This window comes from Flagellimonas chongwuensis (assembly GCF_013376415.1).
Lineage (GTDB): Bacteria > Bacteroidota > Bacteroidia > Flavobacteriales > Flavobacteriaceae > Flagellimonas > Flagellimonas chongwuensis.
The window spans coordinates 1,013,247-1,027,439 of the sequence record NZ_WYET01000001.1 but is presented as its reverse complement, the minus strand read 5'-3'; the positions used below and the strand labels follow the sequence as shown (position 1 = coordinate 1,027,439).

Annotated in this window: 18 protein-coding genes; 4 read left to right on the top strand and 14 right to left on the bottom strand. The window is 37.2% G+C overall.

Features of this window, described 5'->3' with window-relative positions:
* Genes GUA46_RS04470 through GUA46_RS04455 form a run of 4 tightly spaced genes read right to left on the bottom strand, consistent with a single transcriptional unit; the run spans position 1 to position 3,544 of the window.
* Positions 1–576, bottom strand: coding sequence for a conjugal transfer protein (locus GUA46_RS04470; protein ID WP_176619453.1), 576 nt, complete (start codon positions 574–576; stop codon positions 1–3).
* A 4-nt stretch (positions 577–580) separates the two neighbouring features.
* Complete coding sequence (locus tag GUA46_RS04465) at positions 581–2,983, bottom strand: TraG family conjugative transposon ATPase (protein ID WP_176619452.1); 2,403 nt, start codon at positions 2,981–2,983, stop codon at positions 581–583.
* Complete coding sequence (locus GUA46_RS04460; protein WP_176619451.1) at positions 2,970–3,254, bottom strand: hypothetical protein; 285 nt, start codon at positions 3,252–3,254, stop codon at positions 2,970–2,972. The genes GUA46_RS04465 and GUA46_RS04460 overlap by 14 nt, the downstream gene beginning before the upstream one ends.
* Positions 3,255–3,256: 2 nt before the next feature.
* Positions 3,257–3,544: a hypothetical protein gene (locus GUA46_RS04455; protein ID WP_026914603.1), complete on the bottom strand. Its 288-nt coding sequence runs from the start codon at positions 3,542–3,544 to the stop codon at positions 3,257–3,259.
* A gap of 189 nt (positions 3,545–3,733) precedes the next feature.
* Between GUA46_RS04455 and GUA46_RS04450 the strand changes: the two genes are divergently transcribed.
* The 4 genes from GUA46_RS04450 (at position 3,734) to GUA46_RS04435 (ending at position 5,779) form a co-directional block, all read left to right on the top strand.
* Positions 3,734–4,375: an N-acetylmuramoyl-L-alanine amidase family protein gene (locus GUA46_RS04450; RefSeq protein ID WP_176619450.1), complete on the top strand. Its 642-nt coding sequence runs from the start codon at positions 3,734–3,736 to the stop codon at positions 4,373–4,375.
* A 211-nt stretch (positions 4,376–4,586) separates the two neighbouring features.
* Complete coding sequence (locus GUA46_RS04445) at positions 4,587–4,958, top strand: ArsR/SmtB family transcription factor (RefSeq protein WP_008610939.1); 372 nt, start codon at positions 4,587–4,589, stop codon at positions 4,956–4,958.
* 12 nt (positions 4,959–4,970) lie between these two features.
* On the top strand, positions 4,971–5,573 hold the full coding sequence (gene merTP / locus GUA46_RS04440; RefSeq protein ID WP_008610940.1) for a mercuric transport protein MerTP: 603 nt from the start codon (positions 4,971–4,973) through the stop codon (positions 5,571–5,573).
* Positions 5,573–5,779: a GDCCVxC domain-containing (seleno)protein gene (locus GUA46_RS04435; protein ID WP_008610941.1), complete on the top strand. Its 207-nt coding sequence runs from the start codon at positions 5,573–5,575 to the stop codon at positions 5,777–5,779. Before merTP ends, GUA46_RS04435 begins: the two co-directional genes overlap by 1 nt.
* Positions 5,780–5,796: 17 nt before the next feature.
* Here the strand turns inward: GUA46_RS04435 and GUA46_RS04430 are convergent, their stop codons facing one another.
* The 10 genes from GUA46_RS04430 to GUA46_RS04385 form a co-directional block, all read right to left on the bottom strand.
* Complete coding sequence (locus tag GUA46_RS04430) at positions 5,797–6,459, bottom strand: ATPase (protein WP_008610942.1); 663 nt, start codon at positions 6,457–6,459, stop codon at positions 5,797–5,799.
* The gene (locus tag GUA46_RS04425) at positions 6,443–7,195 is read right to left on the bottom strand and encodes a hypothetical protein (RefSeq protein ID WP_176619449.1); all 753 of its coding nucleotides are present in this window, start codon (positions 7,193–7,195) and stop codon (positions 6,443–6,445) included. Before GUA46_RS04425 ends, GUA46_RS04430 begins: the two co-directional genes overlap by 17 nt.
* 3 nt (positions 7,196–7,198) lie before the next feature.
* Positions 7,199–7,483 carry a helix-turn-helix domain-containing protein gene (locus GUA46_RS04420; protein WP_047550478.1) on the bottom strand — a complete coding sequence of 95 codons (285 nt, stop codon included), beginning with the start codon at positions 7,481–7,483 and terminating at the stop codon, positions 7,199–7,201.
* A 300-nt stretch (positions 7,484–7,783) separates the two neighbouring features.
* Positions 7,784–8,620 carry an RteC domain-containing protein gene (locus GUA46_RS04415; protein WP_176619448.1) on the bottom strand — a complete coding sequence of 279 codons (837 nt, stop codon included), beginning with the start codon at positions 8,618–8,620 and terminating at the stop codon, positions 7,784–7,786.
* 209 nt (positions 8,621–8,829) lie between these two features.
* Complete coding sequence (locus tag GUA46_RS04410; protein ID WP_313790855.1) at positions 8,830–9,681, bottom strand: LuxR C-terminal-related transcriptional regulator; 852 nt, start codon at positions 9,679–9,681, stop codon at positions 8,830–8,832.
* Positions 9,682–9,746: 65 nt separating this feature from the next.
* Positions 9,747–10,232, bottom strand: coding sequence for an asparaginase domain-containing protein (locus tag GUA46_RS04405; protein ID WP_176619446.1), 486 nt, complete (start codon positions 10,230–10,232; stop codon positions 9,747–9,749).
* Positions 10,233–10,313: 81 nt separating this feature from the next.
* On the bottom strand, positions 10,314–12,284 hold the full coding sequence (locus GUA46_RS04400; protein ID WP_176619445.1) for a heavy metal translocating P-type ATPase: 1,971 nt from the start codon (positions 12,282–12,284) through the stop codon (positions 10,314–10,316).
* A gap of 33 nt (positions 12,285–12,317) precedes the next feature.
* On the bottom strand, positions 12,318–13,109 hold the full coding sequence (locus GUA46_RS04395; RefSeq protein WP_181898143.1) for a cation efflux transmembrane domain-containing protein: 792 nt from the start codon (positions 13,107–13,109) through the stop codon (positions 12,318–12,320).
* 27 nt (positions 13,110–13,136) lie between these two features.
* On the bottom strand, positions 13,137–13,559 hold the full coding sequence (locus tag GUA46_RS04390; protein WP_015361364.1) for a Fur family transcriptional regulator: 423 nt from the start codon (positions 13,557–13,559) through the stop codon (positions 13,137–13,139).
* Complete coding sequence (locus GUA46_RS04385) at positions 13,552–14,193, bottom strand: cation diffusion facilitator family transporter (RefSeq protein WP_116216549.1); 642 nt, start codon at positions 14,191–14,193, stop codon at positions 13,552–13,554. Before GUA46_RS04385 ends, GUA46_RS04390 begins: the two co-directional genes overlap by 8 nt.

Genomic DNA, 14,193 nt, shown 5'->3' with positions numbered 1-14,193 from the left:
TTAATAGAATGTTTCTCGGTTATTGACTTTATCTTGCATCTTTCTGAAAGAAATAATGTCTCGATAGCGTTTTGTTTTTGTAGTTATGTTGGAAACCATCTGCTTTGATTCCAGCTCCTTTGCTTTTAAAATTTCAGCACGTTCTGCATCGCTCATTTTGAGATAATCGCTGGACAGGACTTCATCAATAAAATCTACCGTCTCCAATGAGTTTTGAACAATAGCATCAAAAGATTTTACAACCCTTGAAACTTCCTCTGGTTTGATGTAGGGCGAGTTGAGTATGTCCAGTACATCGTTCTGCATTACGGTGATAAGGCGCTGATTGTTCTGTCCAATTTCCTCAACTGCTCTAAGCTGTTGTACCACACTTGATACTTTCTCAATGCTCTCCTTTGCATCTTTTAAGAACTTTACAGACTTAATCATTTGAGCTGTCTGTTTACCTGATTCTACAAGTTGTTTTACCAAGCTGATAAAATTGGTATTGTCATAAGTGGGCATTCCCTGACACGCAGCGCGTGCGGGTAATAAAAAGATGAATACCGTTGCGATAATTAAGATTTTTGTCTTCATAATATTATGTTTTAGATGCGAATTGAATTATTGCCTTTTGCATATCCTGATGCTCTTTGTAGAGCTTCATTATTTCCTCATTTTCTTGTCCATCGGTCAAGTAAGCTGCATATACTTCCTTCGGAACTTCCAGACGGAAGATGTTACTTTCCCTGCCAATTTTGATAAACATTTCGGTGTACTTCCGTGGACCGGAAAGATTGTTCTTAATTGATTTTAATTGGTTCAAATCGTGGCTGGATAGATTGAGCCGTTTGACCAATTCGTCATAGCCTTTTTCATTGTTCAGGCTATAAATGACCTGCGTGTTTTCAAGAATACTCGCTGAAGTTGAATTTTTCGGAAGCTGATTAATGGATTGAAGAATGATACCGATAGCTCCGTTCTGTTTTCGTATTGCTTGGTAGTAGAATTCGACACTTTCCAGTACATTCTCAAACTTTAATTGTTTCGCAAACTCATCAAAGAGGATAATGCCTTTTTCCGCTCTATTCTTCCAGATGGTTCTTTGGATAGCTGACTTAATCAGTTTCAACATTACGGACAGTATTTCCTTATTGTCCTTGACTTCATCCAGTTCAAAAACAATCAAACGCTTGTCCTCAATTTTATAGGTCTGGTCTTCGCTCACTTCAAAAAGGAAGCTATATAGACCATCGCCGACATATTCTGACATTACGTGCAAGAAGCTCGTCACATTAAAATAATCGGGATGGATTTTTAGGGTGCTCAGAAGATCTTCCTGATTTCTTTCTATAAAGCTGTAAAAACCATCCAGTGAATGATTTTCTGAAGTACTATCGTAATAATAACGCAGTATTTTTTTGACCGATACTGATTGTGCCTTTGTAACCTTTAAGTCTGAAGCAAACAGTTCAAAGAGGAAGACGGACAAATCTTCCAAACGTTCTGGTGTAAGGTCATTAGTGTGGCTAATGTAAAATGGATTGATACCAAGGTTCTTTCCACTTTCGTAGCGAAGCACCGTATATTTATCAGGATAGAGCTTTGCAAACTTGGTATAAGAGCCACCCAAGTCGATAATGACCAGGCGAACGCCACTTTCAAAATATTGGCGTAGAATGTTATTTGCCAGAAAAGATTTGCCCTCACCAGTTGGTGCAAAAATGGCAAAGTTTCGTGCCTTTATTCTTTTCTTCTTTTCGTCCCAAACATCCTTTAAAACAGGAATGTTATACTCACGGTCATTGAAAATGATTCCGGTGTTATCACTTTTGTAATTAGTGTTATTGATAAAAAGACAAAGCGCGTGTTTTAAGTCAGTTACATATAAATCGTTATTTGAAAAATTCGACGAAAAACAACAGTAACTATTTAGAATATAGTTTTTACGTTCTTCGCCTCTTGGGTAATACGGGATGATATCCAGTTCCTTAAATTCAGTCTTGATTTTTGAAGTTATCTTGTCGAGCTCTTTGGCTTCTTTTGCCCAATAGACAATATTGAGATGACCACGAATAATTCGGGCATTATCATCAGCATTGATTTGATCAAGAATGTGTTGGATTTTACCAAGCACTACTTTATTTTGTGAACCAAAGTTTGAACTTTTATTTAGTTCCTCAACCTTCTTATCGAGCTGCTTGCGCCATTTTTGTTTGTCATCCAAATAAAGAATTTGATTGACAATGTGATTCTCGTTAAGCGTAAGCCCTAAGCCATCAATAAACCCTTGATGAAATACAAAATCGTCAGATGTGAATTTCTCATTGGTTTTGCTACTCTGTACACTTTCGCCAAAGCACAGTTCGCTGTTGATGGCCAGGGCATCAAAATGGTTTTCGCCAATATTGACGCTTTTCTTATCAAGTAAAATATCGGTGTCGTAGCCTTCATGGAAGCCATTAAAGTATGCACTTGTTAGTTGCCGAATATCTTCCGCTTTAAGCAAAACAAAATCCATCTTTCGGCTATTATTGATAAAAGAAACTGAATCACTTACCGAGTTCGTAAAGCTCTTGATATTATCATCCAGTTCCTGTACTATTCCTTTTGAAACTTTCCTGAAGGGATTTACATATTTCGGATTGTTGAGTGCCTTGTTTTTGGTCAAGATGAAGAACAAATAACAGTTGTGCTCAATATGCCCACGACCTTTAAAATGCTCGTGAGTAGCCTTTTCCAGAAAGGTTGAATTCGGAAGTTGTTCTGAAGTATATGATTTCTTGAGGTAGATATCCTGCTTGTGAACCACAGTACCAACTGGCAATGATTTCAAAGCCTGAAACCAAGCACCGTGCATATCCTCAAAATCCTTTTCAGAAAGAGAGTATATTTCCGGTAGATTCCCTTTATAGCATAGGACAACGTTACCATTGTTGGCAAATATGATATTGTCTTGAATATCTGCGATGGGTTGATATGCTGAAATGTTAATCTTGTTCATAATCAAAGCCTGAGGTTTTTTTGTTACTCAATATTTTTGGGAAAGCATTTGTCATTTGAAAAATTTGTGGATTGTGTGTAATCCATGTCAGCACCACAAATAAGGAAGCATTGAGTACCAATACTCCTATTATGATCGCAAAGCTGAAAGAGAAAATGATGATGAGCAACGAAGCCAAAATGGAAACCATCATCAAGGCAAACAGGGAAATGGACAGTCCAAAAATGACAGCCCGTTTCCGAATGTTTTTATAGACTTCGAACCGCTTCATCTTTAAACTACGATTCCTATTAAGTATGTGAAGATGCCGACTACTGCACCTGCAATTAGTACAAAGACCAGTATTCTTGTTATCCCTTTTTTGAGGTCGGCATTTTCGCCGAAGAAATGTCCAGCATTAAATAGGAAGCCAACCAAGAAGATAACACCCAATAAAATCGGAAAGATAGTCCTGATGGTATCGCCAACATCGTTAACGGAATTTTCTATGCCACCAATTTGAGCAAATAGGGAAGTGGATAAGAGCGAAAGAATGGACGCTAAATAGTGTGATTTTTTCATAACGGAAAAATTTAGATTTTAAGTTCATTTTTCATTATTAGAATTTACATATATTTGATTGTAAATAACTGAAAATCAAATAATTGTGAATAAAATATTCTTTGATATTGTTTGAATTTCATTGTTATTATTTGGCATCAAATCCTATGGATTTTTGAAGGGAAGTTGTTGATAACCCGAAAATTGAAAATGAAAAATCTGCTCAAAAACGTCAGTTTTGTGATTTTGGTTCTAAAAATGTGCTTCATTTTTGGACAAGAATCGACTGCTCAAAAACGAATAATAATTGACGTTGGACACGGCGGAAAAGATGCTGGTGCAATTGGTATAAATGACATTCAAGAAAAAGATGTGGTTTTATCGATTGCAAATGAGATTTTAAAGTTAAATGACGACTTGGAAAAACCACTCGATATTTATTTGACCAGGTATAAAGACACTTTAATATCATTATCGGACAGGACTAAACTGACCAAAGCCTTAAATGCTGATTTGTTTGTGTCTTTGCATTGCAATCATTCCGATAATCCGGATGCAAGAGGTATTGAAGTTTACGCTTCAAGAAAACAAGAAAAATTCTCAAAAGCATCGGTTTTTATGGGCTATCAAATTGAAAGTGCACTTTATGAAGCAATAGGCTATGATAGCAGAGGTGTGAAGTTTGCGAACTTTCAGGTGCTAAGGGAAACAGCAGATTATTGTACTGCCATATTAATAGAATTGGGCTTTTTATCCAATTGGGATGAAGAAAGCTATATCTCAGACAACCACAATATTGAGCGTATCGCACTATCGATATTATTATCCATTCAAAAATCAATAGAATTATGAAAGATATTTTTTTAGAGTTAACGAAGAGCTTGAAGGACATTGTTTTACAATGTGTTTCAGAAGTTATTTTACTGTACAAATCCTTTAGAAGTTAGATTACCTAAGTTTATTATCTACACATTATAAAAAACAATTTATTCAATAGTGCATTTAAGTATTTGCTTAAATAATATAATAATGATATATTTGTGGCCACTTTAAATCAAAAAAGATGAGCTTGGAAATAACCTGTACACGGAACGAAGCAGACAAGAAGCAAATATCGAGATGTAAGGAAACCATAGAGAATTCTTCAGGTAGCTTAGAAGCAATAAGCAAAATTTTGTCTCTTGCGGGAAGCGAGGTACGACTGAAAATTCTATTTCTATTGAACATAGAGAATGAACTGTGTCCTTGCGATATTGCTGACATTCTTGAAATGAGTGTTCCTGCCGTATCCCAACATATCCGTAAAATGAAGGATGCGGGAATTATTACATCGAGACGTGAAGGGCAAACATTGTATTATTCGCTGGTAAAGAGTGAGGACAATGTTTTGAATGGAATTTTCAATTCAATTTCAGCAAGAAAGAAAACAGCTTAGAAAGTTTACATTATGGCACCGAATAAAACTTCAAATACCGCGGCCTATACCGGCATTTTTACCGCAGTTGCAGCATCAATATGTTGTATAACCCCTGTCTTGGCATTAATTGCTGGAACAAGCGGAATTGCATCTACATTCTCTTGGGTCGAGCCATTTAGACCCTATCTTATCGGCTTGACCATTATTGTTTTGGTCTTTGCCTGGTACCAGAAACTACGACCGAAAACACAGGAAGAAATAGATTGCGCCTGTGAAGATGATGCGAAACCATCGTTTTGGCAATCCAAACGGTTCTTATTGATAGTAACACTATTCGCCGCATTGATGCTGGCCTTCCCGTACTATTCCAATCTATTTTATGCACAGCCCGCCAAGGATATCGTCTATGTCTCTCAATCCAATATCAAAAAACAGACTTTTGAAGTCGCTGGAATGACCTGTGCAGGTTGTGAGGCACACGTAGAAAGCGAAGTCAATAAATTGGACGGAATTATTTCTATCAAAGCCAGCTACGAAAATGCTAATACCATAGTGGAATTTGACAAGACCAAAACCGATTTGCCCACAATCCGAAAAGCTATAGAAAGCACGGGGTACAAAATAATAGAATAATGAAGATTCAATTAAAATCTACGATTACCTGTCCAGAATGCGGCCACAAAAAGGCTGAAGAAATGCCAACCACCGCCTGTCAATTCTTTTATGAATGTGAGAATTGCAAAACTGTTCTGAAACCAAAAGAAGGGGATTGTTGTGTATTCTGTTCTTATGGTACTGTGGCTTGTCCGCCGATTCAAGAAAATAAAAATTGTTGTTAAAAAGCCATACCTTAAATTCACTTCCGTTTATCCCCAGCTTTAGTATCAAAAGCAATCAAATTAAAAAGTTCTCGCATTCGGCTACGCACACGATTACCATAGCGTTCTTCCAGTTCTTCAGCATTGAGATTGGTTGTGGCGTGCGTCTTGATTTTGTGTTTGGTTTGTAAGTAAAGCTCGTATCGGGATAAGAGCACTTCGCCCATTACGTTCAAATCCTTTCCGTAGAATCTACCAGATGGTTCCACACCTAAATCATCAAAACAGTAAAATTTGGTATTACCATACTCTTCAACCGTTTTAAACCCAAGATGGTTGAAACTGAAGGTTACATTCCGGCAGGGAATCATTTCGTAAGGTCTTTGTAGTGGAACCAAATGGCGCAACAATTTCATCAAACTGGTTTTGCCGCAGCCAACGGGTCCGGAAAGTAGAATGCCTTTGTCAATGTCAATACCATAAGTCTCACAGTTGTCTTTATCCTTGATGAAGTAGGAACAGAGCTTCAGCAAAATATCCTTGTCTTCATCATATATCCTAAACTTTTCGCCAAACAAAAGTTTGCCTTTGGCATTTAGGTAAATCAAGATTTTTGGAAAATCATAGATCACACTTTTACCATCAAATTTTCCGAGCGAATATTCCACGCCACCTTCGGTTATTTTAGAGGGGTTGTCCATAATCTTTGTTTTTAGTGGTTCGCAAGTTGTCCTTGATTTGGGACGCTTGTTTTTTGTTTGGTTTGTTTTCCTCGTCGAATATTTCGGTTCTGTCCATCCAGTTGATGGCTACGGCTCGCCAATCTCTGATTTCCTTGCCATCGCCAGTTTGCCAATTTCTGGTCTGGTAATACTCATAGAATTTTTTAGCTTCATCAGCATCAAAACCTTTTTCTTCAAAAAAAATAAAAACGGCCTGCCAGCCCTTTGGTTGTTTTATATAGTTTTCTTGTTTGATATTGTTTGTATTAGATACCAATGCTTGTCCATCTATGGGACGGTGTTGGTTCACAACCTGTCCATTTTTGGGATGGTGGTGTCCCTCAAGCGGTACACCTCTGGGATGGTACTGTTCCGCAAGTTGTTCTAATATGGGATTGTACTGTCCCACAACCGGTTCATCACTTGTCCCAATAATGGCCATCTTTATTTTGCTGCCTTTGTAGGGATTGTTGGACGGAAAATAGGAAAGATAATCCCACAAATCGAGGTCGGTCACGCACCGATGGTACGTCGATTTTGAACCGATCTTGGCCACCCGCATCAAATCGCGACGGTTTACATAAAATTCATCCATAAAGCGGCAACTGTTCCATTCTTGGAATAGCGCCATATACAAACTGATATGGGATGGGTTAAGGCGGTCATCAAAATAGAACTTTTCAAAAGCCGCATTAAGTAGCTTTATATAGTTCATCGCTTAAGAATTTAGACCGTGGTGCACACGGTTGGCATCCATAACTTTTTGAATTTCCTCGGTATCGTAATAGATAATGCCACCCACCTTGGTGTATGGTAATGTGCCATTGATACGAAGATTTTGTAAAGTGCCTGGACTTACTTGTAGCAAGTCCATAACCTCAGAAGATTTGAGGTATTTTTTGAGTTTCCCGCTGGCTTGTCTGGTAAGTAATTGTTTAATGTCATCGAGCAATTCCATTTTGAATTCCCGAAGGTCGTCTGTGGTAATAATACTTGTTGGCATAATAGAACGGTTTTAAAAGAAAGGGACTATCTGGGTTTATGATTTTAAATGATAGTCCCTGACCTGATTTGACTTTCGTTCTACAAATTTGAATAGGTTTATTGGATTTTATTCCCCAGTACGACCGTACTACGGTCAAAATTTAACATTTTGAAATTTGATGGATGTTGTGGTGTTTTAATGGTTCTAGATTGGAAATATTGTATTAAACTACATTAGATTATATAAAGAATTCTTCCAAAAACATAGAACCGTAGGTCAACCGTACTACTGTCTTTTTAAAGAGAAATAAGGTGCCTCTTATTCCTCGCGCTTATCCATTTCTATGAGTAGCGAGGCAGAAAGATCATCAAGAAAAAGTGTCCTGCTATTCTTGCGGTTTTTTATGTCCTGAAAGGTTTTGTAGATGTCTTTTGGTTCTATATCGAACAGCTGTTGCATTTTTTTGGAAACCTGCATTATGGCTTGATTATCCTGTTTGCCCAATCCCTTTGAGCAGAGTGCATAAACGAGTTCAACATAATCTGTATTTGAAAATGGCCAATGTATCTTTTCAATTGGTTTAGCACCATTTAATTTGCCGTTCAATCCTTTCCGAATTCGATGCTTTTTTTCATCCAAATATATCACTAACAAATCATACGCCTTGTATTTGCCAAGTAGCATATCCCTTGGTGTGCAAAACTCTGGGTCTTGAAAGTAAAATTTGGAAGTTGTTATATGGAATGTTTCGAGATAATCTCTGGTGTAGTATTCCTTGTCAAAATGGGTAGCACCGGAATTTACATAACGTCCAAAATCGATATTGTACAGGAAAAAGCGATTTATTTTGCTGATTTTCTTTTTAATCGATTTTAGTTGGGCATCCTTATCGCCCTTTGGAAGTTGAATCTCAAAGGAATGTATTTCTGAATAATATATCAATTGAACTAAAGGTATTTGCTTAATAATCTTAAAAAAATTGATTTCAGATTCCATTGAATCAAAACCTTTAGAAATAATTTTCTTTTTAAACTTGTAAAGGGTTGTACGACATAATTGAATAGAGTGATAGGCTTGCTTCAAAATTTCTTCATTTTGAAGCTGTATATTTTTCAAGTCTTTTGAGAATAATTCTGATTCTAATTGTAAGTCCATCACCCATCAATTTACTTTTTAAAAACAAAATCTTTGAACCGTTAACCTTGAAAACAATCTTTCAATGGTTAGTAATAAATATAAGTGTGTTCTATAAAAACTGCTAAATTACATACCGTATTTCAATATATGAATTCCGTATTTTTGTACGGATCGAATGATAAAGGGTATTTTTACTATAGACAGTTACTTATAAGAAATTTTCTCATTTAATTTTTTAGAAATCGATCTAGAAATTCTTTTCTATTATTTGTACCTGTTTTTCTAAAAATGTTAGAAGCATGTTTGGAGACGGTGTTTTCTGCAATAAAAAGTTGTTTTGCGATTTTTTTGTATGAACTTTTTGATAAAATAAAAAGTGCAATTTCGAATTCTCTTCTGGTTAAATTCTGAAATATTATCTTATTCTTAACCAAATTTTGATCAGATTCCTCATTAAAATTCAATACTTTATAAAGTTTGCCTTGATTTTTGATTAAATAGATGTATCTGTATATTTCTAAGGCTGTTATTGTGTAAAAGGCAAGATTCATTACGGTAAAAGTTAACCATTGATAATCTCCAATTACCGTTAGAATGGGTAAGAGTACTATACAACCAATACTGGTAGTAGATAATTTTTTTCTTTTGGAAAAGAAAGAGTTTTGAATTTTTATTTCAGAGATCCTTCTATAAAACAATCCCAAAAATATAAAACCTAGAACTGAAGTAGGAAGGGTAAAAAGTATTCTGGCTGAATCTAAAGAACCCGTTATCAAATAGGGAATTAAAAATAATATGATAAACCCCACAATTAACGTGATTCCAATATTTTTAATGCTGAAATACCGCTTTAAAAATATAATGTCATAATCTTTGTAGAGATAATATATGAGGTAAACACATAACGCGATTGCTACCCCATAAGTTATTATGTATTGAAGTATCAAGGGTTTGAGAAAACTATGGTCTGGTAGAAAACCGCCGGTTAGATTATAAAGAACAAATAAACATCCAAGAATTATATATCTTCTAAGACTAAGTTGCTTTATTTTCGGATTTTGAATTAATGCAAGAATCACTATTATCGTATCGATTAATAGATAGAAAAATGTTGTCCAGTGTATTGAGGTGCCAAACATCCTGCTTATTCATTAGACTCGAATTTATTTGTATCTAAATTTTTAGTAACATCACTCCAATGGAACAGTTTTCCGTTCATGGCGATATAAACATCAGGCTTCAGAAATTGTAAAGCACAAATTGCATAACCTAAATTAAAAGGTGCGTCTGTATCTTTTGATGTACCCAAAATGAATGCTCCCACCAGAATTATAGTTTTATTAAGACTACGGTTTCCAATATATTTTGCGGTGTCTTCCATAGTATAAGTACCGTGAGTTACTAAAATTTTATTTGTATTAGTAGCTTTTATCTTTTCCACCAAGAGCTTTCTGTCATTCTCTGTAATGGCACGGCTGTCTTTCTTGAAAACACCTTCGATAGTGTATTCAAAATCGATATTTGCTTTGTCCAAAAAATCCATAATCCCTACATCAGAGGAAGTAATACCACCATCATCCGTATAATCCAATCCTTCGATTGTACCGCCAGTTGTGAATATTTGAATCATAAATTAAGGACTTTCTCTACTTATAAAGATAGCGTTAATTTATTTGAAACTACTTTAATTTGCTCAGTCAAAATTGGGGGTCTAAGAATCCTGCCACTTCATTTTCTGCAATCTAACGGCATTAAGAATAGCAAGCAAAGCAACACCTACATCGGCAAAAACAGCTTCCCACATAGTTGCAAGACCACCTGCCCCGAGAATGAGGACTATAACCTTTACACCAAAGGCAAGCCCAATATTCTGCCATACAATACGTCGCGTTGAACGACCAATTTTAATCGCTCTTGCAATCTTGCTCGGTTGGTCTGTCTGGATGATAACATCGGCTGTTTCGATGGCGACATCGCTTCCTAAACCACCCATCGCAATACCTACACCACTTGCTGCCAAAACGGGTGCATCGTTAATACCATCGCCAATAAATGCTACTTTGGTTTCGGGTTGTTTTTTGAGCTCTTCAACTTCATTGAGTTTATCTTCAGGCAACAATCCACCTTTCGCCCAATCAATATTTAACTCTTTTGCAACTTGCTGTGTAATAGAGTCCTTGTCGCCTGATAGCATTATAATTTTTGAAATTCCGGAATCTCGAATTTGTTTAATGGCCTGGTGCGCATCATCCTTTAGTTCATCTGCAATGGTTACATAACCTGCAAAATTTCCATCAATGGATACCATTACGATGGATTCTACAATACCATCTGTTTCCGAGGGGACTTCTATGCCATTTGAGGTCATCAAAGCTTTATTACCTACCAATACCGTTTTACCATTGACCGTTCCTTTTAAACCTTTTCCTGCAACTTCTGAAACATCGGTCGCCTCGTAATCCGAACCGTCTGCTTTGTATTCGAGAATCGCTTTTGCAATAGGATGGGTAGATTGCTCTTCCATTGCCATCAGGTATTTCATAAATTCGGCTTCCTCAAATGTGATGGAATTGATTTCTTTGATTTTAAAAACCCCTTTGGTAACGGTTCCTGTTTTGTCCATTACGACCGTGTTTACTTGGGTCATTGCATCTAAAAAGGATGCACCTTTAAAAAGAATACCATTGCGCGATGCCGCACCCAAACCGCCAAAATAGCCGAGAGGAATAGAGATGACCAACGCACAAGGACACGAAATCACGAGGAATATCAATGCTCGATAGAGCCAATCCCTAAACACATAATCATCTACAAAAAAGTAAGGTAGAAACGTCAGTCCGATGGCAAGGAATACAACGATAGGCGTATAAATCCTTGCAAATTTTCTAATGAACAGTTCGGTCTTTGATTTTTTGGCGGTTGCATTCTGCACCATATCCAGAATTCGTGCAATGGAACTATCCTTGAATTCCTTGGTCGTCTCGATTTCGATTACGCCATCAAGATTAATGCTTCCGGCAAAAACAGTATTGCCTTTAGCAATCGTATCAGGTTTGCTTTCGCCTGTCAAGGCAGCAGTATTAAAAGAACCCTTTTCAGAAAGCAGAATACCATCAAGCGGAACTTTTTCGCCTACACGTACCTGTATCTTTTCGCCAATTTCAACAGTCTCGGGATTTACTGAAACAAAGTCGCCATCACGATAAACCAAAGCTTCATTGGGTCTTACATCGAGTAAGGCTTTTATATTTCCTTTCGCACGGTTAACGGCCGCATTTTGGAAGAGTTCGCCCACAGCATAAAACAGCATTACGGCAACACCTTCGGGATATTCGCCAATGGCAAATGCACCTAAAGTGGCTATGGACATTAAGAAGAATTCCGTAAAAAAATCACCATTTTTAATACTTTTCCAGCCTTCTCTTATCACCGGAAAACCTACAGGGATATAGGCTACCGTGTACCATACTACGCGAATCCATCCTTTGAAGAAAGGAAACGCATCAAAGTAATCAATAGCGATTCCGGCTATCAACATCACAAAGCTGAAAATAGCCGGTAGATAGGTTCTAAAATTTGAAATTTCTTCAGGGCTGCTATGGTTATGGCCATCGTCGTGACTGTGCTCGCCTTGTTGTTTTTTTGGTTCTAAGTCACGTAAGTTTATTTTTTTCTTTTTCATATGTTCTAATCAAGTTTGATATCATTTTAAAAACTACTTCGATAATTTCAATATTCTCAATGCACCGCGCATTACAAAAGTGAAAACGATGCCGCCAATCACTAAATCGGGCCATTTACTATTCAGAAAATAAACCAGCACCCCAGCTACTATAACACCACCATTAACAATAATATCATTGGATGTAAAAATGGCACTTGCCTGCATATGAGCCTCTTGACTCTTTGCCTTGTTGATGAGCCAGAGCGATATCAAATTACCTGCCAATGCGAAAATTGAAACGATAATCATCCATTGAAACAAGGGTGTTTCGGTATTGCTAAAAAACCTTCTCAAGACCTCTGCAAACCCAAGTGTTGCCAATGCCATCTGAAAGTATCCGCTGTATTTCGCAACCTTCTTTTTTCTTGAAATGGCACCGCCTACCGCAAATAGGCTTAATGCATATACGATGGAATCTGCCAGCATATCTAATGAGTCTGCCACAAGACCCATCGAAGAAGAAATCCAACCGGTGGTCATTTCGATAACGAAAAAGCCAAAGTTGATGCCCAAGACCCACCATAGGATTCTTTTTTGTTTGGATTGGTCTTCCATTACGGGTGGTTCGGCTTCTGTGGTTCCTTCTAAGGAATCCCCAAGTTTTAAGCTGGCTATAGACGTTTTTATCGCCTTGACGTCGTCCACGTGATATACTTCCAATTTTCTGTTTGGAATATCAAAATCCAAGTGTTTTACTTGAGCATAAGACTCTAACTTCATCCGAATCATCTGCTCTTCTGAAGGGCAGTCCATTTTAGTTATTATAAAAGTGCTTTTTTTCAAAATCAATCTAATTTGTTCGTTTGTTTATTAAAGTAAATTACTGCTGCATTTTTCGCATATTCCCGTAACCACGAGATTAACATCCTCTGCCAAATATCCATCTGGCAAATTGATATGCGGGATTTTTTGTTCCGTTAAACAAACTGTTTCGTCACAGTTAGTGCAATGAAAATGTAAATGCAAATCCTGTTCTATTTCACAATTACAGCCTTCTTCACAAAGTGCGTATTTAGAGATTCCAGTTCCGTCATCTATGTGATGCACCACGTTTTTTTCTTCAAACGTTTTTAGGGTTCGGTACAATGTGGTTCTATCCGCTTTTGCGAAAGCATTCTCAATATCAGTCAGGGCGATGGCGGCATCCCTATCGGCCATATACTTATAAATCAAGATGCGCATTGCGGTGGGACGCACGTTATGGTCATTTAATGTTTTTTCAATTTCAGTCATTTTGTGCGGTGTTATAATTGATATTTTTAGCTTTATTGTAGGCTTCATAGCCTTCTTTTGCAGCGTACGGAACGATAAGTAATGCCGCCACAGGATCTGCCCACCACCAGCCTAACCAGTTGACCAATAGCAATCCTATAAGTACGACCACGGTTTGGTATAAGCAAATAAAGGTGTCTTTAGCATCAGCCAGCAAGGCTGGACTGTCTAATTTCTTTCCATACTTTCTTTTGAAATAGATCAGGATAGGATTTACAACCAGGGAAACCAATAATATAATCAGTCCCATCGTGCTCCAGTTTGCGGTTTCTTTATTTATAAGCTTTGTAATGGAATCGTAGGAAATGAAAATACAGATGAGCGTAAAGGAAACTGCAATTACGTTTAACGTGATTTTTTGTCTTCGTTTTACTTTTTCTTCATCGATACCTTTAATCTCGCCGTGTAGTCGCCAGCCTAATGTTCCCGCACTAACCACTTCAATCGTGCTGTCCAATCCCCAACCTATCAGAGCCGAACTATTTGCCGTAAATCCAGCAATAAGCGAGACCGCAACTTCAATAACATCGTAGATGACGTTCCAAATCTGTAAGGTTCTTGCTACTTTTAAGTTTTTCTTTCTTTTTTCTTTCAT